Source organism: Sporosarcina sp. FSL K6-5500, from assembly GCF_038005665.1.
In the GTDB taxonomy this organism is placed as follows: Bacteria; Bacillota; Bacilli; order Bacillales_A; family Planococcaceae; genus Sporosarcina; species Sporosarcina psychrophila.
Map to the genome: position 1 here is coordinate 1,600,001 of NZ_JBBOTP010000001.1, position 25,000 is coordinate 1,625,000.

The following is a 25,000-nucleotide window of genomic DNA, read 5'->3' on the forward strand; positions in this document are numbered from 1 at the left end:
CTTCTATTGTAGGGTTCGTGGCTAGGATCAATTCCTCAACCTCTTCATTCTGCAATCGAACAAGTAGCGACGGGACATTAATATCCTCAGGGCCAACTCCATCCATCGGCGAGATAGCACCGTGAAGGACATGATAAAGCCCCTTGAAATCCCTCATCTTCTCCAAGGCAATAACGTCTTTCGGGTCTTGAACAACACAAATTATCGAACCATCGCGTTGTGTATCCTGACAAATGTGGCAGGGGTCGATATCTGTAATATGACCGCAAACTGAGCAAAAACGCAGATTCCGTTTAGCGTCAACCAGAGCTTTTGCAAAATCCAACACAGTATCTTCCTTCATGCTTAAGACAAAAAACGCCAGACGACCCGCTGTTTTCGGGCCGATACCTGGCAATTTCATAAAACTATCCATCAGTTTTGATATTGGTTCAGGATAATGCATTTATGTGCCTCCTAGAACATTCCTGGCAGATTCAATCCTTTTGTGAATTGACCCATCGTCGAGTTCGTTAATTCTTCCGCTTTAGCCATAGCATCATTCGTAGCAATGACAATAAGGTCTTGTAACATTTCAACATCTTCCGGATCCACTACGGACGGGTCAACGATTACTTCGACAACCTGCTTATCTCCAGATACGATGACTTTTACCATACCGCCACCTGCTGCACCCTCAAGACGTTTTTCACCAAGCTCTTCCTGTGCTACAGCCATTTGTTTTTGCATTTTCTGCATTTGTTTCATCATGCCTTGCATATTTCCCATACCCTTCATGTTTGTTTCCTCCTCTAATTTTTAATCGTCATGGACTTCTATGAAATCTTTACCGAAAATCTTTTCCGCCTCAGTTACAATCGGATCCGCATTTTCCTGTTCTGCTTCCTTTACGAAAGAAAGCATTTCTTCACCAGGCACCCCTTCATCAGAACTTTCCGGCTCTTGTTGTTTAGCGAGCCCATTTTTCCGAATGAAGTCTCCCCTTACACTCAACCAACCTTCTTCAGGCACATACACGACTTCATATGCTTTCCCGGTTCGTGAACGTAAGGCATCTGACAAGCCCGACCGAAGTGACGGATTTTCAGACGCCATGAGGCAATGGATTTCATATTTGAATTTTAACACAAAAGCATTCTCTGATGCTGCGACTGGTTCTGTCTCTTCGAGAAGCGCGGCATGTGACCTTTGCATTGTCTGCATCATCCCCGCCCATTCTTCCCGAATCGTCTGGATGTCTTGTTTTGTCGCAGATTTCAATACTTCGTGAATTTTACCTGTCGGAACTTTGAAGCCTTGCGACGATTTTGACGCATTTTTCCGTGGTTGAGCGGATTGATCTGCAGCCGTCTGCTTATTCATTCCACCACTAGACATCTGCTGTTGCAACTCCATAATTGTGCGCTCAAGATCTGCTACCTTCTGCGTAAGCCCCGGATCAATGGCATGATTGCCTCCACTGACCTGCACGGGGCTGTCAAGATGAATCATTTTCAAAAAGGCAGACTCAATATAGACTTTTGCATGATTGGAGAACCGCATTTCCTGTTGCGTTTTTGCCAGTATGTCAATGAATAAGTACAACGTATCCATTTCAAATCGTTGTGCCATTTCTACAAACCGTTCATCGCCAGGTATGAGTTCGAGTAAATCTTTTAAGCTGGGTGCTGTTCGCAGAAGAAGAAGATCCCGGAAAAACGTGATTAAATCTTCTGCTAGCCTGGAAACATCTTTTCCCTCCGCAATAAGTCGATCAAGCAATGTCAGTACCATGCCAGCGTCTTTACCAAGTAGCGCTTCCGCCAACTGATGGAAAACGTCTTCACCAATTGATCCGGTTACAAGCAGTGCATCTTCAATTGTTATCTTGTCTCCACTAAACGACACAACTTGGTCAAGCATACTGAGTGCATCACGCATTCCTCCAGAAGCCGCCTGCGCAATTACTTTCAAAGCACTTTCATCAGACTCAATACCCGTATCCGCAAGTACCGTCTTCATTCGATTAGTAATATCAGCCGGTGTAATTGGTTTAAAATCGAAGCGCTGACACCTCGAAATAATCGTCAATGGTAGTTTATGCGGTTCTGTGGTTGCTAAGATAAATACGACATGCGATGGCGGTTCCTCAAGAGTTTTCAAAAGCGCATTGAATGCCGAATTTGATAACATATGTACCTCATCGATAATATATACTTTAAAACGAGCATTCGACGGGGCAAACCGTACCTTTTCAATAATGTCTCGCATTTCCTCAACACGTGAGTTCGAAGCTGCATCAAATTCGATGACATCCGTATTCGACCCTTCCGTGATGCTGATACACGTCGGACACTCATTGCACGGTTCTTTTGCTGGACCATTTTCGCAATTTAACGCTTTCGCAAAAACTTTCGCCGCACTTGTCTTCCCTGTACCTCTTGGACCCGAGAAAAGATAAGCATGTGTCGTCTTATTATGAAGGAGGGCGTTCTGAAGTGTCTGTTTCACATGTTGCTGTCCGGACATCTCAGCAAATGATTGAGGCCGATATACGCGGTAAAAAGCTTGATACACCAACAGTTTCCTCTCCTTTTGACGCAATGCGCTAATGTTTCCATTATAGCACAAACGCCTATACGAATCCTTTATTAGCGCAACAAAAAACTCGTCCGCAGAAACGGACGAGTCGAATTGTGAAATTAATGCCGTGCACCTTCCTCCGACAGCCACACATAAGCGTTACTCCTGTCGCCAGCTCGGTCTAGGCGACCCCGCGGCACATGAGAAATTCTACTTAATGCTGCTTCCTTCCGGACCTGACATAGTTCATAGGTTCCCATTGCGCGGGACCCAAACGTCAACACTGCGTGCAAGAGGCAGACCCTACAATACGGACAGCCTCGGGAAGGGATTCAGTCTTGCTAGAGCGGATTGCAAGTTACAGGACACCGCTATCTCCCCACCTAGCACGGCATTTACAAGTATACTCAATCTGCTAGATTAAATCAATTAATATCATGTGAACAAAGTTATTTTTATAAAACTGTTGACACTTCATTTCAAACATGATAAATTATTAATTGTTGATACGGAGGTATACCCAAGCTCGGCTGAAGGGATCGGTCTTGAAAACCGACAGGGGAGTCAAATCCCGCGGGGGTTCGAATCCCTCTACCTCCTCCATTTTTTCAACTAAACGTATATGCTTGAAATCGAATTCGTTAGTAGATAACGAATTTTTATTTTGCCTATTATAGTAATTAAACTTTAAGAAGCGGAGCCATTTTACTGGTCCGCTTCTTTTTTGTTCTGTCTAGGCTCCAGCGCCTAGCCCCTGGGCCCACAGGACGTGGGTCATGTAGCTGTTGCGACAGGATGTCGCGATCCTAAGCTGCCTTCCTCTGTCGCTTCAGTCTTTAAGTTAAAGGCAAAGAGCGCCTTTATCTTCAGACCCTCCGACGTACAGGACGTACTAGTGCCGACGTTGCCACAGGACGTGGCGAATTTAGTCGGCCAGCGCTTTTCGGGTCTACCGAGGCGCTTGCGCTTGCGCTTTTCTCTATTCAATTAACCACAGCACCCGCATTAGACGGTTTGACAGCAATACAACCATAGTACGGGAACGCAACTGCCAATCGCTTTGCCAATTCGCCCTCGTTACCTTGTTTCACAGCCACGAAAAGAGAAGGACCCGCTCCACTAATTGTCATGCCATACGCACCGTACTCGTGGCAAACTTCACGGATCCGGTCGAACTCAGGAAATAACTTCTTACGATACGGCTCATGAAAGATATCCTTTTCCATCATACGCCCCGCCGTTTCCCAATCATCCCGGGCAATCGCTGCTGAAAGTACATTCCCCGCTGCGCTACTACGTATTGCTTCTGAATGTGAGAGTTGGCCTGGCAGAAGCCCCCTAGATGCTTCCGTCAGCAATGCCTCAGGCGGAACAAGTATCACAGCTCCCATTTTTGGTTCTCTTATATGAACGACATCCATTTCCACGCCATCAAAATAAGAAATTGTCACTCCCCCAAGAAGTGCAGCCGAGATATTATCCGCGTGCCCTTCATATCCACTACCTAGAAGCACTTTTTCCTTCGCGGAAAGATTCAATTCAAGAAGTTGGTTTGCAATTTCAATTCCTGCTGCAATTGCCGTTGCACTGCTTCCAAGTCCTTTACCAAGCGGAATATCCGACTGAATGATAAGTCGTGATGCTGGTGCAACACGCCCTTTTCGCTCAGCTATATTAGTAACTGTCTTCACAATTAAATTATTTTCACCGGTCGGTAAATCTTCAAAACCATCGTCTTTATACGTAACTTCCCAATCCTCTGACGGCGATACATTCACCGTCATATAAAGATTAAGTGCAAGTCCGATACTATCGAAGCCTGGCCCAAGATTTGCCGTCGATGCAGGTACGACAACGGAAAAATTGGATTCTGCCATTACTTTGCCCCCGCCTTTAACTCACTAAGAAACGCATCAAATTGTTCCCGTGACATCATTGGTTTCTCTTTATTTACTTCAATTGCTGTATCTGGATCTTTTAGACCGTTACCCGTCAATACAGCAACTACAGTTGAACCTTTTTTCAACAAGCCGCTCTCCACTTGTTTTTTAACGCCCGCAATTGAAGCACATGAGCCTGGTTCTGCAAAAACACCTTCAGATGAAGCGATTAAACTATATGCTTCTAAAATCTCTTCATCTGTTACAGCGAGAATTGTTCCATTCGACTCCGCCAAGGCATTGTTCGCCAGTTCCCAACTTGCGGGATTACCGATTCGAATTGCCGTTGCAACCGTTTCGGGGTTTTCGAATACGCGATTATAAACAATCGGTGCAGCTCCGTCGGCTTGTACACCAAGAAGAACCGGTAACTCAGTACCCTTCTTATCAGCATATTCTTTGAAACCTTTCCAAGCCGCCGAAATATTACCTGCGTTCCCAACCGGAAGTGCAAAAATATCCGGTACTTTTCCAAGTTGCTCAATCGTTTCAAACGCAATTGTCTTTTGACCTTCAAGGCGATACGGGTTAACCGAGTTCACGAGCGCAACGTCTCCCTCGCCAGCCGCACGCACCATAGCCAATGCTTCGTCAAAGTTGCCTTCGATTTCTACAATTTCTGCGCCATACATTTTCGCCTGAGCCAACTTGCCAAGTGCGATTCGACCTTCCGGAATAACTACAATTGTCCGCATTCCAGCACGAGCACCGTATGCCGCCGCCGCTGCAGACGTATTACCCGTTGATGCACAAATAAGAACTTTTTTTCCTTCTTCTTTCGCTTTTGCGACCGCCATAACCATGCCCCGGTCTTTAAATGAACCAGTTGGATTCGTTCCTTCCGTTTTCACGTAAAGGTTAATGCCCCATTGTTCAGATAAATTTGGCATGTGAATAAGAGGGGTATTCCCTTCCTGCAACGTTAACGCCGGCGTATTTTCTGTCACCGGTAACCATTCTTTATATTCCTCAATTAATCCATTCCATCTTTTCATCATTCTTCCCCCTCTACCCGGTAATGGCTTAGTACGCCGATTACCTTTGGTGTCTCGTTCAATTCATTCACAATATCTAAATGCTGTTGTCTCGAAATTTGATGCGTGATGAAAATCAGGTCCGCGTCAGCCGCCTTTTTATCGGAATGCTGAACAACCGTCGCCAGACTTGCACCGTGCTTGCTATAAATAGACGTTAATTTCGTCAGGACACCTACTTCGTCTCTCACGCGAATTCGGTGGAAATAACGTGCGAACTTATTACTATCACTTTTCACTTTTCGCTCATACTGAGGTGCGTGTAACCTTTTGCCGTTGACACCTAGCAGCAAATTACGGCACGCTGCAATAATATCTCCCGTTACAGACGTGGCAGTCGGCATTGATCCAGCCCCCGGTCCATAGAACATTGTTTCTCCAACTGCATCTCCATAAATATATACGGCATTGAACTCATTGTTCACTGATGCCAAAGGATGCGAATTCGGGAAAAACACAGGCTCTACAGCTACTTCAATACCATCCTCATTCTTCTTAGCTGACCCCGCTAACTTCACCGTATAGCCAAACTGCTCAGCCAGTTCTAGATCGCCTTCTTGGATTTCCTTCATCCCTCTCACAAAAACATCGCCCAGACGGACTTCGGTTGAGAAAGACAATGAAGCCAAAATAACCATTTTGCGCGCTGCATCAATGCCATCAACATCCGCCGATGGATCTGCCTCTGCAAAACCAAGTGCCGTCGCCTCTGCCAATGCATCTTCATAAGACATTTTTTCATGTTTCATTTTTGTTAAGATGAAGTTCGTTGTTCCATTCACAATACCTGTCAACGCACGGATTCGGTCAGAAGCAAGTCCATCTTCAAGGGTGCGAATTAACGGGATTCCGCCCCCGACGCTTGCTTCGTAAAACAGATCACACTTGTTTTCATCCGCCAGCTTCAATAATCCAGGTCCGAATTCTGCCATAACGTCTTTATTGGCAGTTACGACACCTTTTCCAGCCCGCAGGGAACTTTCAATCGCTTCTTTCGCATCGAAGGTCCCGCCCATCACTTCTACTATTAAATCTATAGACGAGTCTTCAAGCACTTCATACAAATTATCCGTGAATGTTTCCAATGAAAGTGTTGTTTCCCGATTTTTATGTAAATTTTTCACAAGAACTTTTTTAATTTTGACAGGAACGCCAAGTTTATGATGGAGGTCTTCTTGGTGATCTTGCAAGATTTTAGCCACCCCGCTGCCGACAACCCCAAATCCTAATAATCCAATATTAATTTCATTTCTCATTGACGATTCTCCTAACTGTATGTACACTATGAAAAAACAATTGTTCTTTGCATAAAGACATTATAGTGAAATATTCGGATAATAACAACCTTTTTGTGATAAAGTCATAGAATAAATACATTCATCCCATTATATAATAGAAAGGATTTGATGATTGTGAAAGTTTGCAAATTTGGAGGTACTTCAGTAGCGTCTTCCGATCAAATAAAAAAAGTCGCTCAAATCGTAAAAACTGATCCCAGTCGTAAAATCATTGTTGTCTCAGCACCCGGCAAACGGTTTGGCTCAGATGAAAAAGTAACGGATCTACTAATCCAACTTGCTGAAAAAGCCCTTAGGGGGGAAGACACAGAAATTGAATTTAAGGAAGTAGTAGCCCGCTATCAACAGATCGCTGCAGGACTTGGTCTTTCAATGGAGATCGTATCCGTTATCGAAAATGATTTGCATGGACGTCTCGCTAACGATGTAAATGACGCCAATCTCTTCATGGATTGCTTAAAAGCATCTGGAGAAGACAACAACGCGAAGCTAATTGCTGCCTACTTCACACACATTGGAATGGATGCACACTATATGTGTCCAAAAGAGGCCGGTCTACTGGTCAATGAACGACCAGAACGGGTACGCGCACTCCCTGAAGGCGATGACCAGCTTGCACAATTACGCGACAAACCAGGTATTATCGTTTTCCCAGGCTTTTTTGGCTACACGACAGACGGAACACTTCGGACATTCAACAGAGGTGGATCGGACATCACAGGATCTCTACTTGCCGCAGCGACAGAAGCTGAGCTGTATGAAAATTTTACAGACGTTGACTCAGTCTTTGCAGCCAACCCGAATGTTGTCGACAATCCGGTCGGCATCGATAAAATGACTTACCGTGAAATGCGGGAACTAGCCTATGCAGGATTCTCCGTCTTTCACGACGAAGCGCTAATGCCCGCATTCCGTCGTTCCATTCCTGTGTGCATTAAAAACACCAATAATCCGGAGGCTCCGGGAACACTTATCGTCAATGAACGAAATTACTTTGCACAGCCGGTCATTGGTATTGCCGCTGATAGTGGATTTTCCACACTGTTTGTCGACAAATATTTAATGAACCAGGAAATTGGTTTCGGAAGAAAGTTATTGCAAATCCTAGAGGAAGAAGAAATTCCATTTGAGCACACGCCTTCCGGTATTGATAACTTGTCTGTCATCATCAGAAGTAAATTTCTCAATGCGGATAAAGAAGCACGGATTGTACGCCGAGCAAAAGAGGAATTGAACGCGGATCACGTCCATATGCATTCTAATTACTCCATGATCGTTCTTGTAGGCGAAGGAATGCGTCATTCTACTGGACTGGCTGCACGTGCCGCCTCAGCCATCGCACGCACTGGTGCTAGTATCCAAATGATCAACCAAGGTTCATCAGAAGTCAGCCTTGTCTTCGGCGTTCATAAAAAAGACGAAACAAAAATCTTAAAAGAACTGTACGCTGAATTTTTTCTGAAATCTGCGGTTCTTTCCAACTAATAAAAAATTCCATTGAATTCGCTACGTTGCTCGGGGATTCCTCCCACCATAAGCCAGATAAAGTATCCATTAACCTATATGGATTAACCTCTTGGAATTAACAATATTCTTCGTCGTTCGGTTGGCTAACCCTGTTAAAGCGCCTGCGCTTCATGAGTTTATTTAGGTATCGAATTACTCAATATACATATAGATAAAACGGCACACCATCTCATTAGATGGTGTGCCATTTGTCTTAACATAGCGGCATAAACATACCTGGAAACTGCTTAACAATGCCACCCGCTATCAAATCCGACATTTCTAAAGCTTCCGCTTCGATTTTATCGAACACTTCAATATCAGCCTTATAGTTTTTCTGAAGCATATAAACTGCTTCCTGTTTGGTTAAAGCCAAATGCGTATAAAACATTTTTCTAAATTCTTCTTTGTTTAAATACGGATTGATGCTACTTAAAAGGTCGGCGATATCGTCTGCATTCCTATACCATTGTTTCTCCGCTTCCGCCGCCTTGTTCGGATCCCCTTTTGCAGCTGCCGTTACTAATTCAGCAGCTAGCACTAAATGTTCTTTAATCAGTGCGGCGTATCTATCCGCTATATTATCGCCATAAAAGGGCCGTAAGCAATTCCCCAAATCCGTCGCATTTCTCAAAAGACGCTCTTGGACAGACGGTAAATCCGGCAAGCCGAATACGATGCCCATAATCGTCATCCTCGTCCAGTTGACATGCTCCATCCAGAGAAGCCGGTTCATGCTCATAAAGTCGGCTTTCGCCTTACTTATGCAACATCTGCCATATACATCAGTTTGGTTATTTAAGATATACCTGACGGGCGCCGTATAATGTGAATATGGCCCTTGATAACTCGGCCCGACAGGATAAGAGGGTAATCCGTTCGAATAAGGGTTCACTTCACAATCACTCCTTTAAGCCATAGTTTCATTCAAATAAACAGATAAGGAAATTGCTTAACAATCGTATCCGTAATCATTCTTAACTCCCAAGTCTCCCACAGGTGTAACCATTACATCCTATTCAAAATGGGTAAAACTTGTGAAATAAAAAATGCAGCCCATAATACCGGCTACATTCTTGTAGTTTAGTTTAGTTCATTTCTTCAAAAGTGAGGTTTGCTTAAGGGAATGCCCGATTTTATCGACAATCGTTTCCACTTCAATAGGATTATTAATAAGATCATAGTCATTAATATCGAAACGTAATATTGGGCACGCATTGAATGAATTAATCCAATTCTCATACCGCCCATGCATCTCTTTCCAGTAAGCAATTGGTGTCTCCTGTTCCATTATACGACCGCGCTCTTTCACACGCGAGATAATCCCGTCAAGCGGCCCCTCCAAGTAGGAAAGTAAATCCGGATGCGGGAAATACGGTGTCATAACCATCGCTTCAAACAGATTGGTATACGTATCATAGTCAACGAGATTCATCGTCCCTTTTTCCATATGCATTTTCGCAAAAATGCCTGTATCTTCATAAATCGAACGGTCTTGGATAAAACCGCCGCCATATTCGAAAATCCGTTTCTGTTCCTTGAAGCGCTCTGCCAGGAAGTAAATCTGTAAGTGGAGTGCATCCGCAAGCGCCTACGTCATCGTCGACTTGCCAACGCCAACTGTCCCCGCAATTGTAATAACAGCATTTTGCGGGATGCCATATTTTTCGCGTTAGTTCGTTCAATCTTGCTCCTTTTCGTATCGTCGCGTCGACAGTATCTAAAATGAATTGCAGATCCTCTTCACTGTTGACGAAATCAAGATCATCTCCGTTGAACCGAAGAACAGGATGTGCCGATTCAAAATACGTGATGAACGTCTCGTAATCTTCCGCAAGTTGCTGCAAATAAATGGGATCCATGTTTTTTTCAAAATCACGCCCGCGCTGGGAAATACGCTTTACAAGCGTGTCCAAGCTTGCGTGAAGGTAGATAATGACGTTTGGGACAGGCTTGTCCTTCGTCAAAATCTTATAAATTTCCTCGTACTTCATATACTCTTACGGACTTAATGTCCGTTTCGCGAAAATGAGGTTTTTAAAAATATGATAATCAGAAACAACCGGTTTTTGTTCAATCAATATCTCGGTTTTCGTATCTCTAAGCTGTTTATATCGATTACAAAGAAAATACATTTTAAATAAGAAATGCCATTGAATACGCTACGACGCTCGGGGATGCCTCTTGGCATTAACTGTATTCTTCGTTTTTCGGTTGGCTATCCCTGTTAAGGCGCCTGCACTTAATGAGTTTATATAGGTATCCAATTATTCAATATACATATAGATAAAACGGCACACCATCTAAATGAGATGATGTGCCGTTTGTCTTAAATTAGTGGCGTAAACATACCCGGAAACTGCTTCTATGTGAGATGGGTGTTTATAGTTCTACTTTCAATCACATGGGTTGATTAACCAAAAAATACCAGTGAATAACTGAATCAAACACTAGGCACTTCTTGTACAGTATCTTTGGATTGAACGACCTCTATACGATTACCGAGATGTTTTGATGTATAGGAATGCGACAGGTAACTATTCATAACGGGATTACTAAAAAGGGTGTGGCTGGTTTGCCAAAAGCTGACCGGAAATGATCCCGTGAAAACAGAGTTTTTCAAGCCTTTCTTACCTGTTTTTTATGCGAGAGAATGGTTAATCAACAGTTGTGACTATCAATCTGATTCTCCATCAATCGACGGATTTTTATGTATGATTATTTCTCCATTATCTATGAAAAGTTGAGTTAAAGAATCCCATTGAATCTGCCATGGCACTCAATAATAAACGAGGTGTAATTCGGGGTGTGAATTGTAGAACGCTTGGCGCTTTGGCGAACCCTTTGCCACGCCTGCGCTAGGGTATTCAATATCGAGAGAAATGCGATTTTGAGATGTATATGGCGAGAATGTAAGGTGATTACTATTTGATATAAATTTAATTCGAGAAATTTGCAATACAGATTGCGGGTCTAATCCCTGATTATGAAATGCGCTTTCTCACATAGACTATCTAGCGCAGGCGCGTCTTCGTGGTAGCCGGAGCGATAAGACTGAAAGCGGTCTCCTTTCTGGCTTATCGCGGGAGGCATCCACAAAGCGTCGAAGCGGTATTAGTGGGAATCCTAATTCATTCCAAGTACTAGGGCTTTTTCCGTATTTCCCACGAATTAACCGCTTTTCTATCGCAACAATTTTAATGACTCGCGAAAAAAGAAATTTCCCCTACACACCATCAGCATTAGACAAATTAAGCTGTCGAAGGAAATGGATAAGATGAAATTCCTTCCGAAATAAATGGGTATCTCTCGTTATTTATCGGAATTTTTAGTTTTAATTAACCCTGAAGTTCCTGTACAGTTAAGAAAAGAAGCTGTCTGGGGGGAATGGGAATGCCGTACAAAGTGATAGCCATAGTGTGTTCAATAGTCGCCATTGCATGTTCAGTTTTGGTTTTAGCCAGCGCCCACTTTATTGATGATTGGGCTGAGGAGGAACTCAGCTTTAGCCATGAAGTATCCGCGGCCAGCACAGCAGATCGAGTGGACAGAGTAAGCGACTATCTTGTAAGGTGGCAGTCGAATATGACGAGTAAAGGTTTCACGGACGAGCAAGTGGAAGAAGGGAAGAAGGTTGTCGCGAAGCACCTGGCTGACATCAAGTTGACATCCAAGACAGACGATTAGGTTTAGAGAAAAGAACAGTTCTCTTTTACCGCATCGTGTAAAGGCCTGTTTGTTGTTTTTGTCGGCTTAAAGATCAAACTGGCCAGTTAGTTGAACAAATAGGGACCTGTCCGCTAATGCGAATTGGCCCCTGTTTTGCCCTGCTAATTTTTTGTCCTCAAAAAGAGTATCCGTTATATTTTTGGGGATGATTTCATTTTTTCAAAAGTGACGTTTGCTTCAGGGAATGTCCTATTTTCTCAACAATCGTTTCCACTTCTCGCGGATTAGTAAGAAGATCATAATCATTGATATCTAGACGTAATACCGGGCATGCATTGAACGAATTGATCCAATTCTCATAGCGTCCGTGCATCTCTTCCCAGTATGAAACCGGTGTCTCCTGTTCCATCACGCGACCGCGTTCTTTGACACGTGAAATGATGCCGTCAAGCGGTCCTTCCAAATAAACCAGCAAATCCGGATGCGGAAAATAGGGTGTCATAACCATTGCTTCAAACAGATTCGTATACGTATCATAATCAACCGGGTTCATCGTCCCTTTTTCCATATGCATTTTTGCAAAAATACCTGTATCTTCATAAATCGAACGGTCTTGGATAAATCCGCCGCCATATTCAAATATACGTTTCTGCTCCTTGAATCGCTCTGCCAAGAAGTAAATTTGTAAATGGAAGCTCCACTTTTCAAAGTCATTGTAAAAAAGATCGAGGTAGGGATTCTGATCGACATTTTCAAATGATGTCCTGAAATTCAGTGCATCCGCAAGTGCCTGCGTCATCGTTGACTTGCCGACCCCCACCGTCCCTGCAATTGTAATGACAGCATTTTGAGGGATGCCGTATTTTTCACGTAAGTTCATTCAATGTAACTCCTTTTCGTATCGTCGCATCGACAGTATCTAAAATGAATTGCAGATCCTCTTCGCTGTTAACGAAATCTAGATCATCTCCGTTGAACCGAAGAACAGGAATTTCAGGATGTGCCGATTCAAAATACGTGATGAACGTCTCGTAATCTTCCGCAAGTTGCTGCAAATAAGCGGGATCCATGTTTTTCTCAAATGCACGCCCACGCTGTGAAATACGCTTCATAAGTGTGTCTAGGCTCGCGTGTAGGTAAACAATTATATTCGGAACAAGCATGTCCTTCGTCAAAATCTTATAGATTTCCTCGTACTTCACATATTCTGTTGGATCTAATGTACGTTTTGCAAAAATGAGGTTTTTAAAAATATGATAATCAGCAACAACCGGTTTTTGTTCACTCAATATCTCGGTTTTAATATCGCTAAGCTGTTTATATCGATTGCAAAGAAAAAACATTTCGGTTTGGAAACTCCATTCCTCGATGTTGTCATAAAATTTATTTAAAAATGGATTTTCATCCACAATCTCTTTTAGCTGATGGAATTGCTGTGTGTCCGCGATTGCCTTGGAAAGTGACGTTTTTCCAACTCCAATCGGACCTTCGACCGTTATGAACGGAACAGACATCAGAAATCCTCCTTCACGTCGTCATAATATATAGTACTCTTTATTTTATCACACGGTTGAAATGAAAAATAGAGTGTAGCAAATGTTTCACACTCTTCAACATTCAGACTTTTTCCACGTGGAACAATTTTAAGGAACGGTGAAGCAGTGCCCTATATCCGGGATGGATGCAGCTTAATCCTTCCTAGCCGTACCGACTTCTGACCCCGCATCTGGACGCTGTAGTTAGGCAACACCTCGATTAAGAAAACATCCTTCATTCACCACTAGATAATGCTACACTATCACCAAGGAGTGATGACTTTGGATACTTTTAATAAAGACCGGCTATATATGCAGATGGCAATTGACGAAGCGATGAAAGCACAGGCTCTTGGCGAAGTACCGATTGGCGCAATCATCGTTCATGAGGATAAAGTAATTGCACGGGCACATAATTTGCGAGAAACCACCCAAAACGCAGTTACCCATGCAGAGTTGTCGGCAATTCAAGATGCATGTCAAGAAATTGGCAGCTGGCGCCTTGAAGATACAACTCTATATGTGACACTAGAGCCATGTCCAATGTGCGCAGGTGCTATTTTACAGTCTAGAATCCCACGTGTTGTCTACGGTGCTCGTGATCCAAAAGGCGGTTGCGTCGACTCACTCTATCGCTTATTGAACGATCCACGATTTAATCATGAATGTGATGTGGTTGAAGGCGTGTCGGCGGATGAATGCGGGGAGATGCTTACGGCATTTTTCAGGGCCATTCGTGAACGGAAAAAGAGTGACCAAAAGCGTAAGCGCCTTGATCAAGAGCTTGAATCCTAGACAGGAGAAAAAAGAAAACGTGCAGGACGTCGAATGACGCCTTGCACGTTTTCTTTTTTTAAAGGGTAATAACTTCTTTTCCACCCATATACGGACGAAGAACCTCAGGAATAACGACAGAACCATCTTCCTGCTGATAATTTTCAAGGATTGCCGCCACAGTACGGCCAATTGCTAGCCCGCTGCCATTCAATGTGTGAACGTATTCCGGTTTCGCACCCGCTTCTCGGCGGAAACGAATATTTGCACGACGCGCCTGGAAATCTTCAAAGTTTGAACAAGAAGAGATCTCGCGGTACAGGTTTTGTGTTGGAATCCACACTTCTAAATCATACTTCTTCGCAGCTGTGAATCCTAAATCTGCTGTACACATTTTTAGCGCACGGTATGGCAATTTCAATAACTGCAATACCTTTTCAGCGTGACCTGTCAATTTTTCGAGTTCATCATAAGAATCTTCCGGCTTCACGAAACGAACAAGCTCAACTTTGTTGAACTGGTGCTGACGGATTAGACCGCGCGTATCACGGCCAGCAGATCCCGCCTCTGAACGGAAGTTCGTGCTATACGCCGCAAATGCCACCGGTAATTGTGCAACATTCAAGATTTCGTCGCGGTGGAAGTTCGTTACAGGCACTTCAGATGTCGGAATAAGGAAATAATCCTCTTCGTTGATTAAAAATGCATCTTCCTCAAACTTCGGCAACTGTCCTGTACCCGTTAAGCTTGTGCGATTCACCAAATACGGCGGCAACATTTCTTCGTAGCCGTGCTCTTCAATATGAAGGTCAAGCATGAAGTTAATCAATGCGCGCTCAAGACGAGCTCCCAGTCCTCGGTAAAAAACAAAACGGCTTCCCGTCACTTTTGCAGCACGTTCAAAATCAAGGAGATTTAAATCCGTTCCCACTTCCCAGTGTGGCTTTGGCTCAAATCCAAATTCAGGCTTCTCTCCCCACACGCGAATTTCGACATTGTCGTCTTCGCTATCGCCAACAGGAACACTGTCATGCGGGATATTAGGGATACGCATCATAATATAATTCAATTCTTCCTCAACTGTGTGCAGTTCTTCGTCGAGTTTTTTGATGTCTTCCCCAACTTGACGCGTACGTGCAATAACGTCATCTGCATTTTCTTTATTACGCTTCATTTCAGCGACCTTTTGAGATACTTCGTTACGTTCCGCTTTCAAGGTTTCAACTTTTGCAATCAATTCTCTACGCTTATCATCAAGTGCTTGGAATTTATCGAGCTGAGAAATATCCTCTCCGCGTTTAGATAGCTTCTCTTTCACTTCATCAAAATTTGCACGGACTTTTTTAATATCTAGCATGAATAATTCCTCCTTAATTTTTAGACGATAATGGAAAGTGGACAACAAAGAAAAGCGTAAGGTGTCACTTAGCTCCGACAAGCGCTGAAAGGCTTGCTAACAAAGGTACTTTTTGCCTTTATCAGTAAGACGGAAGTGACTCGAGGGGCTGACACCTGAAGCTGGACAACAAAAAAAGCCCTCGATTCCCTATAAAAGGGACGAGAACTACCCGCGTTGCCACCCAAATTGACCGGACAACCAAGTCCAATCCACTCCATTGAAATAACGGCTCAACTGCCGGCTCAGGCCTACTAAACGTTTCAGCCCGGCTACTCAGGGACGGATTCACAAGTGTTTTTACCGGCTCACACCACCCGCCGGCTCTCTTCAAAAAACGTGCTTGTTACTGCTTCCCATCATCGTCTCATGTTTGAAATTACCCTTACTTTACTACAAGCTGGTTTTTTTGGCAAGTCACTCAAAGAAAAAATGTATCCGCTTTCTTAAGATTACTCTTTAAAGATATGTGCAACTTGTTCAAAATAATTTCTTTCGTGTGGAACAAAGTCGCTGAGACCAATTTTCGCCAATGTTCCATCGAAAATATTGATGCATTTAACTGTCATTACTTCATTAACGAAAAGGTCAATTAGTGCTTGTCGCTCCACGACATGGACACTTTCTACTTCCTCTTGTTGCAATGAAAATTCGCTTGCTGCAAAAGTTGAGTCATATAAGAAGACATTCGAAAACTCACGATCAATAAAGGTGGGCAATTTGATAATGTTCCGCACAACACCTTTCGAATGCAGCTTCGTTATATCGACTTCTATGCCTAATTCCTCTTCCACCTCACGAATGCCATCTGCCACAGTTTCTGTTGAGAGAATATGCCCTGCAGCGGTAATATCAAACAATCCCGGAAAGTCTTTTTTAATAGCGCTTCTTTTTTGAATATAGACAAACTGATCATCGACTAGCCAGCAATGGAAGGTTTCATGCCACAGTCCCTCACAGTGGACCTTGGCTCTATTTTCATTTCTCAAATAGGTATAGTTTTCATCGAAGACCTTTAATTGTTCCATTCTTATCACCCCTATAATTAAGTATACAAAAAAGCGAGGGATTTCTCCCCCACTTTTTTCTTAATTAATTACCAACCGCGTTCTGACATACGCTCTTCCACTTGAAGGGTTCCGATTTCTAACCCTTTCATCGGTTCACCAATGTCTTTAGACAGTTCACCAATCAGTTTATAGTCTTTGAAGTTTTCTGTTGCTTTAACAATTGCACGTGCAAATTTCTCAGGATTTTCGGATTTGAAAATACCTGAACCTACGAATACGCCATCTGCGCCAAGTTCCATCATAAGTGCGGCATCTGCAGGTGTCGCCACGCCGCCCGCTGCATAGTTTGTCACAGGTAGACGTCCGTGTTTTTTGATGGCAAGAAGGATTTCATAAGGTGCACCAAGATTGCGCGCTTCCGTCATTACTTCGTCGTCATTCATATGAACAAGTCTACTCACTTGGGCATTCACCATACGAAGGTGACGTACCGCTTCGACAATATTCCCCGTTCCCGGTTCGCCTTTTGTACGAAGCATTTTAGCCCCTTCACCAAGACGACGCGCTGCTTCTCCAAGATCACGAGCTCCACAAACGAACGGCACACTGTATGCGCTCTTCAGTAAATGGAATTCCTCATCCGCAGGAGTAAGTACTTCACTTTCATCGATATAATCAACACCAAGTGCCTCAAGTACGCGGGCTTCGGAAATATGACCGATACGTGCTTTCGCCATCACCGGAATTGAAACAGCACCTTGTACGTCCGTAATGATTCGTGGATCCGCCATGCGTGCAACACCGCCCGCTTTTCTTATATCAGAAGGGACGCGCTCAAGTGCCATTACTGCAATTGCCCCTGCCGCCTCCGCTATTTTTGCCTGCTCCGCATTAATGACGTCCATGATGACGCCTCCGTATTTAAAATTCATGTTACCTTCCCCCTTTTTATATTGTCTAGAGTCCAGCGCCTAGAGGCTCGGAGGCCCACAGGATGTGGGTCACACAGACATTGCCGCAGGAAGCGGCGAATTTAGGCTGTGATCATTGAAAGCCGTGCCGACTATACGGCAAAGAACGCCGCTTGGGCCTGCCGGATGCAGGTCATGCAGTCGTTGCGACACGACGTCGCGAACTTAGACTACCTTCCTATATACCCGTCTTATGCCTGTTGCCTCTGAACAGGCGCTTCCCTCTTTTCTTATTGTCTAGAGTCCAGCGCCTAGAGGCTCGGGTCATAAGCCGTGCCGACTATACGGCAAAGTGCGCCGTTCCGTCAGCCCGTCTTATGCCTGTCGCCTCTGAACAGGCGCTTCCCTCTTTTCTTATTGTTCAGTATAATAGAATATGACCTTATTGAAACATCCAGTTCCAAACAAGTTGAAGGGGTCAGATGGAGTGGTTGCTGTGGAGATGCTATTAATCAAATTGGAAAAAAGTACAGATACGCCGCTATATGAACAAATGTACAACCAAATACGACGGGATATTACAGATGGGAAATTGCCAGTTGGCATGAAACTTCCATCTAAACGAAAACTTGGTGACTTTCTTGATGTCAGTCAGACGACGGTTGAACTTGCCTATGCACAGCTTGCAGCAGAGGGGTTTATTTCATCGAAACCTCGAAAAGGTTTTTATGTGCAGGCAATTGAAGAACTAGCTTACGCCCAACCGATGCAGCTGTCCGTAAAAAGGCCGGTTGAAAAAATTGAAGATATAACCTTCGACTTTTCACCAGGTAAAATCGATACAGAATCATTTCCTTTTACACAATGGCGAAAGTACGCAAAAGATGTGATGGACGAGTCTTCCAAGGATCTCCTGCTTCTCGGGCACCCTCACGGTGATTGGGAACTTCGTCAAGAAATTGCACGCTATTTATATCACTCCCGCGGCGTTGACTGTACGCCGGAGCAAGTCATCATTGGTTCAGGTACAGAACAACTTATGCCGCTTGTCATCCGCATTCTAGGAACGGCAGCGACATATGCAATCGAAGATCCCGGCTACCCGCTTACTCATCACGTTTTTTTCCACAACAACCGGGAAGCAATTCCGATTGCAGTCGATGAAGAAGGGATGGATGTAAGGTCTCTACAACACTCAGGTGCGACTGTTGCCTATGTGACTCCCTCTCATCAATTCCCTACCGGCATCGTCCTCTCAGCAGCGCGTAGGACTGCTTTATTGAACTGGGCATCATCAGGTGACGAACATTTTATCATCGAAGACGATTATGACAGCGAATTCCGATATACTGGAAGGCCAATCCCTTCCTTGCAAGGTATGGATAAAGGCGGCAACGTCATTTATTTAAGTACATTTTCAAAATCTCTGATGCCATCGCTACGGATTGCTTATATGGTGCTTCCCCTTATGTTACTAAGTCGTTATGAAAAAGCATTCATTCATTATTCAGCAACAGTACCAAGGCTCGACCAGCACATCCTGGCCCGCTTCATGGCTGACGGTCACTTTTCACGCCATTTAAATAGGATGCGGAAAATATATAAACGTAAACTTCAAGTTCTCACAGAGGCCCTGTCATCCTACGCTCCGCATGTTTCATTTTCAGGCGATGAAGCAGGCATGCACATTATTCTTACCGTCCACACTGAAACAAATGAAAGATCCCTAGCAATAGCAGCAAAGAAGGCAAGCATCCGCGTATACGGCTTAAACGGTTACAGAACAGCTCCCAAAGAAGGTGAACCATCCTTCCTTCTCGGCTTCGGCGGCCTTTCTACAGAGGCCATTAAACAAGCCATCGAGGATCTCATGTATGCATGGTCCATTGAAAAAGGCGAAGAATCCATTTAAGGATTCCTCGCCTTGATGTTTTATTTAAACAAACCTTTTACAAACCCTGTTGCACTACTCCAAATGCTTGCGAAAAAGTCACCGATTGCGCTCATTGTAAGCGAGAACCAGCCAGCCTTCTCAACTGCATCCTTCGTAACAACATCAGCTCCCGGATTAGTTGAATCAATGAAGCCATAATCCGTTCCTTCTGTTTTCACGAGATTGACATGACCGACAACTGTACCTTTTTTAATAGGTGCCTGAAGTGCATTGTCCTTCATTTTTGATTCATCAATCACAAGTTCAGGTACATAGAGATCCTTTTCACTCGTTTTCACCATCATACGGATCGGTTCCTTTACCTCTACAGCGACAGTTTTCGCTTTCCCTTTGACAACGTCGAGCGTTTTAGAATCTTTGAACTGATAACCAGCCGGAACAAATTCAACTTCTGAGAATTGACCGAAACCGTAGTCGAACAAAGCACGCGTCGCATCAAATCGTGCTTTGTACGAGCCTACACCTTTCGCATCAACCGCTTTCATAACAACTGCAATGACCCGTTTACCATCGCGTGTGGCCGTCCCGGTGAAGTTGTGCCCTGCAAAGTCAGTCGTACCTGTCTTGAGACCGTCAACGCCTTCGTATTCATAAACAAACCCTGGAAGCATGAAATTCCAGTTGTCCATTTTGATAGCATCAGAAGTACCTTCACGGAATATTTTTGTTTTGACTTTCGTCGTTTCCAAAACTTCCGGATAATCATGTAACAAATGGTAAGCTAGTTTTGCGACAGATTTTGCAGGCATGACGTTTTCGTCTTCTGCACCTGTCCCTTGTGGATGCATTCCTTGAAGGTCACTATTATTCAAACCCGTGGAATTGACAAATTTATAATCTTTCAAGCCAAGCTCTTCTGCTTTCGCATTCATCAGCTTCAAAAATTCAGTTTCTGTTCCTGCAATTGTTTCTGCAACAGCTATCGTCGCCCCATTTGCAGAATAGATGGCTACTGCTTCATACAATTCACGAATCGTGTATGTACCATCTCTCCGCAGTGGAACATTACTAAGCCGACGGTCTTGTGAAACCGCATATGTATAATCGTTCACTTTATATTCCTGATCCCAGCTTATTTTACCTTCTTCGATTGCCTCGAAAAGGATATATTCAGTCATCATTTTCGTCATACTTGCAATACCTAGTGGCGTATCTGCATTTTCTTCATATAATATTTTTCCACTTTCCGCGTCAATTAATATTGCACCATCTACATGGAGTCCTAGTGCTGAGTCGGCGTAAACTGGAACCGTCCCGAGTGTCATTATTAGTAGTAGCGGCACTAACAAAAATGCCACCCATCGTCTCATTTCTCGCTTCACCATAATACCTCCATCATTGCTATTTCCCTAAGTCATTTTATCATATTTCGGCTACTCTTTGGGTATTAAACCAAAAAAGCACCTTTCTGCTCATATGGAGACGCAGGAAAGGTGCTGAAGTTCCTTCATTCCGACCTAAAACTCAAAAAACATTAGTTCCTGGGTTAAAGCCTTTTATCAAAGTGAATAGTTCGGAGCTTCTTTTGTAATTTGTACTTGGTGTGGATGACTTTCACGTAATCCTGCACCCGTCATACGAATGAACTGTGCTTTTTCACGCAGATCTTGCAGATCTTTAGTACCGCAATAGCCCATTCCTGCACGAACACCACCGATTAGCTGATGAATCGTATCAGACAAGGGACCTTTGTAAGGCATACGCCCTTCGATTCCTTCGGGTACAAGTTTTTTTGCATCGTCTTGGAAGTAACGATCTTTAGAACCCTGCTCCATTGCAGCAATCGATCCCATACCACGATAGACTTTGAAACGGCGTCCTTGGAAAATTTCAGTTTCCCCTGGACTTTCCGTCGTTCCTGCGAGAAGACTTCCAAGCATGACAACATGTCCACCAGCAGCAAGTGCTTTGACGATATCACCAGAATATTTAATGCCACCATCAGCAATAATCGTTTTGCCTAACTTACGTGCTTCTGAAGCACATTCGTAGATAGCTGTAATTTGCGGAACACCAACACCTGCAACGACACGCGTTGTACAAATTGAACCAGGGCCAATTCCAACTTTGACAACGTCAGCGCCCGCTTCAAAGAGCGCACGTGTAGCTTCTGCAGTGGCAATATTACCCGCAATAATTTCAAGTTCTGGGAACCGCTGTCTGATCTGAGCAACTACGTCTAGAACACCTTTAGAATGCCCGTGTGCCGTGTCAATAACGATAACATCGACTTCCGCTTTCACAAGCTTCTCTACACGTACCATCGTATCAGTAGTAACACCAACAGCAGCACCAACAAGTAGTCGACCTTGTTTATCTTTAGCTGCATTTGGGAACTCGATTACTTTCTCAATATCCTTGATTGTGATCAAACCTTTAAGGATTCCATTTTCATCGACAATTGGAAGCTTCTCGATTTTATACTTTTGCAAGATTTTCTCTGCATCTTCCAATGTTGTGCCTACAGGTGCTGTCACAAGGTTTTCTTTCGTCATAACATCATCGATAACAAGTGAGTAATCTTGAATGAAACGAAGATCACGGTTCGTCAGGATACCGACAAGTTTTAGTTCTTCATTATTATTCACAATTGGAACACCAGAAATGCGGTATTTACTCATCAAATGCTCAGCGTCAAAAACCTGATGTTCAGGTGACAGGAAGAATGGATTAGTAATTACGCCATTTTCAGAACGTTTTACCGTAACAACTTGTTCAGCCTGTTCTTCAATACTCATGTTTTTATGGATGACACCAAGGCCACCTTGACGTGCCATGGAAATTGCCATCTTCGACTCAGTAACTGTATCCATTCCTGCACTGATAACCGGAATGTTTAATTTTATCTTACTCGTCAGATTGACAGAGAGCGACACATCTTTAGGTAATACTTCAGAAGGTCCCGGTACAAGCAACACATCATCGAAAGTAAGCCCTTCACGCGTAAATTTTGATTCCCACATTTCAATATACCCCCTATTAGTTTCAATTGAATATTATTAAAAGGTTATCAGCGGCTACAATACCTGTCAAGTCAGTGATAACAAGTAAAAGTATTCCTATTATTCACTGAATAATATCGTTAATGGCATTACTCATTTTAAGTGGTGATGTTTGGGGTGCGAAGCGTTCTACAACATTCCCCTCACGGTCAATCAAAAACTTCGTAAAGTTCCACTTGATGCCCTCTGTAAGCATCCCTTTCTTTTGGGAAGTAAGATATGTGAAAAGTGGTTCGGCTTGGCCGCCCTTGACATCGACTTTTGCAAACATCGGAAAAGTTACGCCGAAATTGATTTCACAAAACTCCATTGTCTTTTCGATGTCATCGAATTCCTGGTTATTGAAATTATCCGATGGAAAACCAAGTACGACAAGACCTTGCTCTTTATGTTCTTCATATAGTTCCTGCAATTCTTTGAACTGGCTAGTAAAGCCACACTTACTTGCTGTATTTACGATAATCAAAGGCTTTCCTTTATAGTCTTCCATTGATTGAATTTCACCGTTTATTTTTTTGACTGAGAATTCATAGACTGTACTCATAGGATTAGCTCCTTTAACTTTAGTTGTCTACAAACAATAGGCTTTATCAAAGATAATTACAAGGATTCGGGATTGAAAGATGGCGTGTGTTGTTTCAGTTTGACCAGTCATAACGCATCACAGGCCTATTATATAATCGAATTGATTACAGCTAGATTCATTTTTAAATGATAGACATACGTTTCTCTTTTTAATTTCTAATTTCCACTTCATACTCCTACTTACCGCCAAACACGATCTCAAATTGTCATTAAAAATAAACACAAAAAAAGCCACTACCTATAAGGTAATGGCCTTTCAATGAGACCGGCGGCGTCCTACTCTCGCAGGGGGAAACCCCCAACTACCATCGGCGCTGAAGAGCTTAACTTCCGTGTTCGGGATGGGAACGGGTGTGACCTCTTCGCAATCGTCACCAGACTCTTTGAGCTTGTTCGCTCAAAACTGAATAAAACAGACATTGTGCTACACAAAATCAGGGTAATCAAGCCCTTTTCAAAATTGGTTAAGTCCTCGATCGATTAGTATCCGTCAGCTCCACACGTCGCCGTGCTTCCACCCCAGACCTATCAACCTCATCTTCTTTGAGGGATCTTACTTACTTGCGTAATGGGAAATCTCATCTCGAGGGGGGCTTCATGCTTAGATGCTTTCAGCATTTATCCCGTCCATACATAGCTACCCAGCGATGCCTTTGGCAAGACAACTGGTACACCAGAGGTATGTCCATCCCGGTCCTCTCGTACTAAGGACAGCTCCTCTCAAATTTCCTGCGCCCGCGACGGATAGGGACCGAACTGTCTCACGACGTTCTGAACCCAGCTCGCGTACCGCTTTAATGGGCGAACAGCCCAACCCTTGGGACCGACTACAGCCCCAGGATGCGATGAGCCGACATCGAGGTGCCAAACCTCCCCGTCGATGTGGACTCTTGGGGGAGATAAGCCTGTTATCCCCGGGGTAGCTTTTATCCGTTGAGCGATGGCCCTTCCATGCGGAACCACCGGATCACTAAGCCCGTCTTTCGACCCTGCTCGACTTGTAGGTCTCGCAGTCAAGCTCCCTTATGCCTTTGCACTCTACGAATGATGTCCAACCATTCTGAGGGAACCTTTGGGCGCCTCCGTTACTCTTTAGGAGGCGACCGCCCCAGTCAAACTGCCCGCCTGACACTGTCTCCTGCCCCGATAAGGGGCATGGGTTAGAAGTCCAATACAGCCAGGGTAGTATCCCACCAACGCCTCATCCGAAGCTAGCGCTCCGGAATCCAAGGCTCCTACCTATCCTGTACAGGCTGCACCGGAATTCAATATCAGGTTACAGTAAAGCTCCACGGGGTCTTTCCGTCCTGTCGCGGGTAACCTGCATCTTCACAGGTATTATAATTTCACCGAGTCTCTCGTTGAGACAGTGCCCAGATCGTTACGCCTTTCGTGCGGGTCGGAACTTACCCGACAAGGAATTTCGCTACCTTAGGACCGTTATAGTTACGGCCGCCGTTTACTGGGGCTTCAATTCGAAGCTTCGCTTGCGCTGACCTCTCCTCTTAACCTTCCAGCACCGGGCAGGCGTCAGCCCCTATACTTCACCTTGCGGTTTTGCAGAGACCTGTGTTTTTGCTAAACAGTCGCCTGGGCCTATTCACTGCGGCTCTCTCGGGCTTTAACACCCTACCAGAGCACCCCTTCTCCCGAAGTTACGGGGTCATTTTGCCGAGTTCCTTAACGAGAGTTCTCTCGATCACCTTAGGATTCTCTCCTCGCCTACCTGTGTCGGTTTGCGGTACAGGCACCTCCCGCCTCGCTAGAGGCTTTTCTTGGCAGCGTGAAATCAGGGACTCAGGGATAAATCCCCTTGCTGTAACA

General features: G+C 44.1%; 18 protein-coding genes, 1 tRNA gene, 2 rRNA genes, 1 other RNA gene, 2 pseudogenes and 1 other annotated feature (2 of these 25 cut by a window edge). Of the genes and pseudogenes, 4 read left to right on the forward strand and 20 right to left on the reverse strand.

Annotated features, from left to right (window positions below):
- The 4 genes from recR to ffs form a co-directional block, all read right to left on the reverse strand.
- Positions 1-445, reverse strand: partial view of a recombination mediator RecR gene (recR, locus tag MKX62_RS07445; protein ID WP_067213769.1) — the 5' portion only. The gene continues 152 nt to the left of window position 1, outside the view; only the first 445 of its 597 coding nucleotides appear in the window; it begins with the start codon at positions 443-445; the stop codon falls past the left edge of the window.
- An 11-nt stretch (positions 446-456) separates the two neighbouring features.
- Positions 457-777 carry a YbaB/EbfC family nucleoid-associated protein gene (locus MKX62_RS07450; RefSeq protein ID WP_067213770.1) on the reverse strand — a complete coding sequence of 107 codons (321 nt, stop codon included), beginning with the start codon at positions 775-777 and terminating at the stop codon, positions 457-459.
- 21 nt (positions 778-798) lie between these two features.
- Entirely contained in the window at positions 799-2,559 is a 1,761-nt protein-coding gene (gene dnaX, locus MKX62_RS07455; protein WP_340741132.1) for a DNA polymerase III subunit gamma/tau, read from the reverse strand.
- A gap of 128 nt (positions 2,560-2,687) precedes the next feature.
- An RNA gene (gene ffs, locus MKX62_RS07460) (signal recognition particle sRNA large type) lies at positions 2,688-2,954 on the reverse strand.
- Positions 2,955-3,072: 118 nt separating this feature from the next.
- Here ffs and MKX62_RS07465 point away from each other — a divergent pair.
- Positions 3,073-3,165, forward strand: a tRNA-Ser gene (locus MKX62_RS07465).
- Positions 3,166-3,545: 380 nt separating this feature from the next.
- Here MKX62_RS07465 and thrB read toward each other — a convergent pair.
- From thrB to MKX62_RS07480, 3 genes are read right to left on the reverse strand one after another with little or no spacing between them, the layout of a single operon-like run.
- The gene (thrB, locus tag MKX62_RS07470; RefSeq protein ID WP_338654438.1) at positions 3,546-4,439 is read right to left on the reverse strand and encodes a homoserine kinase; all 894 of its coding nucleotides are present in this window, start codon (positions 4,437-4,439) and stop codon (positions 3,546-3,548) included.
- Entirely contained in the window at positions 4,439-5,497 is a 1,059-nt protein-coding gene (gene thrC / locus MKX62_RS07475) for a threonine synthase (RefSeq protein ID WP_067213773.1), read from the reverse strand. Before thrC ends, thrB begins: the two co-directional genes overlap by 1 nt.
- Positions 5,497-6,792, reverse strand: coding sequence for a homoserine dehydrogenase (locus MKX62_RS07480; RefSeq protein WP_067213774.1), 1,296 nt, complete (start codon positions 6,790-6,792; stop codon positions 5,497-5,499). The genes thrC and MKX62_RS07480 overlap by 1 nt, the downstream gene beginning before the upstream one ends.
- A 156-nt stretch (positions 6,793-6,948) precedes the next feature.
- On the opposite strand from MKX62_RS07480, the gene MKX62_RS07485 reads away from it, so the two are divergent.
- On the forward strand, positions 6,949-8,319 hold the full coding sequence (locus tag MKX62_RS07485) for an aspartate kinase (RefSeq protein ID WP_338654435.1): 1,371 nt from the start codon (positions 6,949-6,951) through the stop codon (positions 8,317-8,319).
- Between the two features lie 235 nt (positions 8,320-8,554).
- Here the strand turns inward: MKX62_RS07485 and MKX62_RS07490 are convergent, their stop codons facing one another.
- From MKX62_RS07490 to MKX62_RS07510, 5 genes and pseudogenes are all read right to left on the reverse strand, one after another.
- Positions 8,555-9,235, reverse strand: a complete 681-nt coding sequence (locus MKX62_RS07490) for a hypothetical protein (RefSeq protein WP_187046273.1) — start codon at positions 9,233-9,235, stop codon at positions 8,555-8,557.
- Positions 9,236-9,433: 198 nt separating this feature from the next.
- Positions 9,434-9,997: pseudogene (locus MKX62_RS07495) on the reverse strand (deoxynucleoside kinase).
- A gap of 37 nt (positions 9,998-10,034) precedes the next feature.
- Positions 10,035-10,496 (reverse strand): annotated as a pseudogene (locus tag MKX62_RS07500) (deoxynucleoside kinase); the annotation flags it as partial.
- 1,724 nt (positions 10,497-12,220) lie between these two features.
- A complete protein-coding gene (locus MKX62_RS07505; RefSeq protein WP_067213776.1) occupies positions 12,221-12,889 on the reverse strand; it encodes a deoxynucleoside kinase in 669 nt (222 codons plus the stop codon).
- A complete protein-coding gene (locus tag MKX62_RS07510; protein WP_067213777.1) occupies positions 12,876-13,523 on the reverse strand; it encodes a deoxynucleoside kinase in 648 nt (215 codons plus the stop codon). Before MKX62_RS07510 ends, MKX62_RS07505 begins: the two co-directional genes overlap by 14 nt.
- Before the next feature lie 303 nt (positions 13,524-13,826).
- Here MKX62_RS07510 and tadA point away from each other — a divergent pair, with 303 nt between their 5' ends.
- Positions 13,827-14,339: a tRNA adenosine(34) deaminase TadA gene (gene tadA, locus MKX62_RS07515; protein WP_338654429.1), complete on the forward strand. Its 513-nt coding sequence runs from the start codon at positions 13,827-13,829 to the stop codon at positions 14,337-14,339.
- A 58-nt stretch (positions 14,340-14,397) separates the two neighbouring features.
- On the opposite strand, the gene serS is transcribed toward tadA, so the two are convergent.
- The 3 genes from serS to pdxS all read right to left on the reverse strand — a co-directional run bounded on the left by serS (position 14,398) and on the right by pdxS (position 17,656).
- Positions 14,398-15,675, reverse strand: a complete 1,278-nt coding sequence (serS, locus tag MKX62_RS07520; RefSeq protein ID WP_067213779.1) for a serine--tRNA ligase — start codon at positions 15,673-15,675, stop codon at positions 14,398-14,400.
- A gap of 193 nt (positions 15,676-15,868) precedes the next feature.
- Positions 15,869-16,086, reverse strand: a binding site (T-box leader).
- An 80-nt stretch (positions 16,087-16,166) separates the two neighbouring features.
- The gene (locus MKX62_RS07525) at positions 16,167-16,742 is read right to left on the reverse strand and encodes an NUDIX hydrolase (protein WP_340741133.1); all 576 of its coding nucleotides are present in this window, start codon (positions 16,740-16,742) and stop codon (positions 16,167-16,169) included.
- A 68-nt stretch (positions 16,743-16,810) separates the two neighbouring features.
- Positions 16,811-17,656 carry a pyridoxal 5'-phosphate synthase lyase subunit PdxS gene (gene pdxS / locus MKX62_RS07530; RefSeq protein ID WP_067213781.1) on the reverse strand — a complete coding sequence of 282 codons (846 nt, stop codon included), beginning with the start codon at positions 17,654-17,656 and terminating at the stop codon, positions 16,811-16,813.
- Between the two features lie 475 nt (positions 17,657-18,131).
- Between pdxS and pdxR the strand changes: the two genes are divergently transcribed.
- Positions 18,132-19,547 carry a MocR-like pyridoxine biosynthesis transcription factor PdxR gene (gene pdxR / locus MKX62_RS07535; protein ID WP_067214115.1) on the forward strand — a complete coding sequence of 472 codons (1,416 nt, stop codon included), beginning with the start codon at positions 18,132-18,134 and terminating at the stop codon, positions 19,545-19,547.
- Between the two features lie 20 nt (positions 19,548-19,567).
- On the opposite strand, the gene MKX62_RS07540 is transcribed toward pdxR, so the two are convergent.
- From MKX62_RS07540 to MKX62_RS07560, 5 genes are all read right to left on the reverse strand, one after another.
- Positions 19,568-20,914, reverse strand: a complete 1,347-nt coding sequence (locus MKX62_RS07540; RefSeq protein WP_067213782.1) for a serine hydrolase — start codon at positions 20,912-20,914, stop codon at positions 19,568-19,570.
- A 174-nt stretch (positions 20,915-21,088) separates the two neighbouring features.
- Positions 21,089-22,552, reverse strand: coding sequence for an IMP dehydrogenase (gene guaB, locus MKX62_RS07545; RefSeq protein ID WP_067213783.1), 1,464 nt, complete (start codon positions 22,550-22,552; stop codon positions 21,089-21,091).
- A gap of 103 nt (positions 22,553-22,655) precedes the next feature.
- A complete protein-coding gene (locus MKX62_RS07550; RefSeq protein ID WP_187046277.1) occupies positions 22,656-23,135 on the reverse strand; it encodes a glutathione peroxidase in 480 nt (159 codons plus the stop codon).
- Between the two features lie 304 nt (positions 23,136-23,439).
- Positions 23,440-23,555 (reverse strand): 5S ribosomal RNA (rrf, locus tag MKX62_RS07555).
- An 81-nt stretch (positions 23,556-23,636) separates the two neighbouring features.
- Positions 23,637-25,000, reverse strand: a 23S ribosomal RNA gene (locus MKX62_RS07560); it runs 1,568 nt beyond the window's last position.

Excerpts from the sequence above, each read along its gene's own strand:
- guaB (WP_067213783.1), bottom strand. The coding sequence starts at position 22,552 with ATGTGGGAATCAAAATTTACGCGTGAAGGGCTTACTTTCGATGATGTG.
- MKX62_RS07550 (WP_187046277.1), bottom strand. The coding sequence starts at position 23,135 with ATGAGTACAGTCTATGAATTCTCAGTCAAAAAAATAAACGGTGAAATT.
- MKX62_RS07480 (WP_067213774.1), bottom strand. The coding sequence starts at position 6,792 with ATGAGAAATGAAATTAATATTGGATTATTAGGATTTGGGGTTGTCGGC.
- pdxS (WP_067213781.1), bottom strand. The coding sequence starts at position 17,656 with ATGAATTTTAAATACGGAGGCGTCATCATGGACGTCATTAATGCGGAG.
- thrB (WP_338654438.1), bottom strand. The coding sequence starts at position 4,439 with ATGGCAGAATCCAATTTTTCCGTTGTCGTACCTGCATCGACGGCAAAT.
- thrC (WP_067213773.1), bottom strand. The coding sequence starts at position 5,497 with ATGAAAAGATGGAATGGATTAATTGAGGAATATAAAGAATGGTTACCG.
- MKX62_RS07505 (WP_067213776.1), bottom strand. The coding sequence starts at position 12,889 with ATGAACTTACGTGAAAAATACGGCATCCCTCAAAATGCTGTCATTACA.
- MKX62_RS07450 (WP_067213770.1), bottom strand. The coding sequence starts at position 777 with ATGAAGGGTATGGGAAATATGCAAGGCATGATGAAACAAATGCAGAAA.
- serS (WP_067213779.1), bottom strand. The coding sequence starts at position 15,675 with ATGCTAGATATTAAAAAAGTCCGTGCAAATTTTGATGAAGTGAAAGAG.
- MKX62_RS07540 (WP_067213782.1), bottom strand. The coding sequence starts at position 20,914 with ATGGTGAAGCGAGAAATGAGACGATGGGTGGCATTTTTGTTAGTGCCG.
- MKX62_RS07510 (WP_067213777.1), bottom strand. The coding sequence starts at position 13,523 with ATGTCTGTTCCGTTCATAACGGTCGAAGGTCCGATTGGAGTTGGAAAA.
- MKX62_RS07525 (WP_340741133.1), bottom strand. The coding sequence starts at position 16,742 with ATGGAACAATTAAAGGTCTTCGATGAAAACTATACCTATTTGAGAAAT.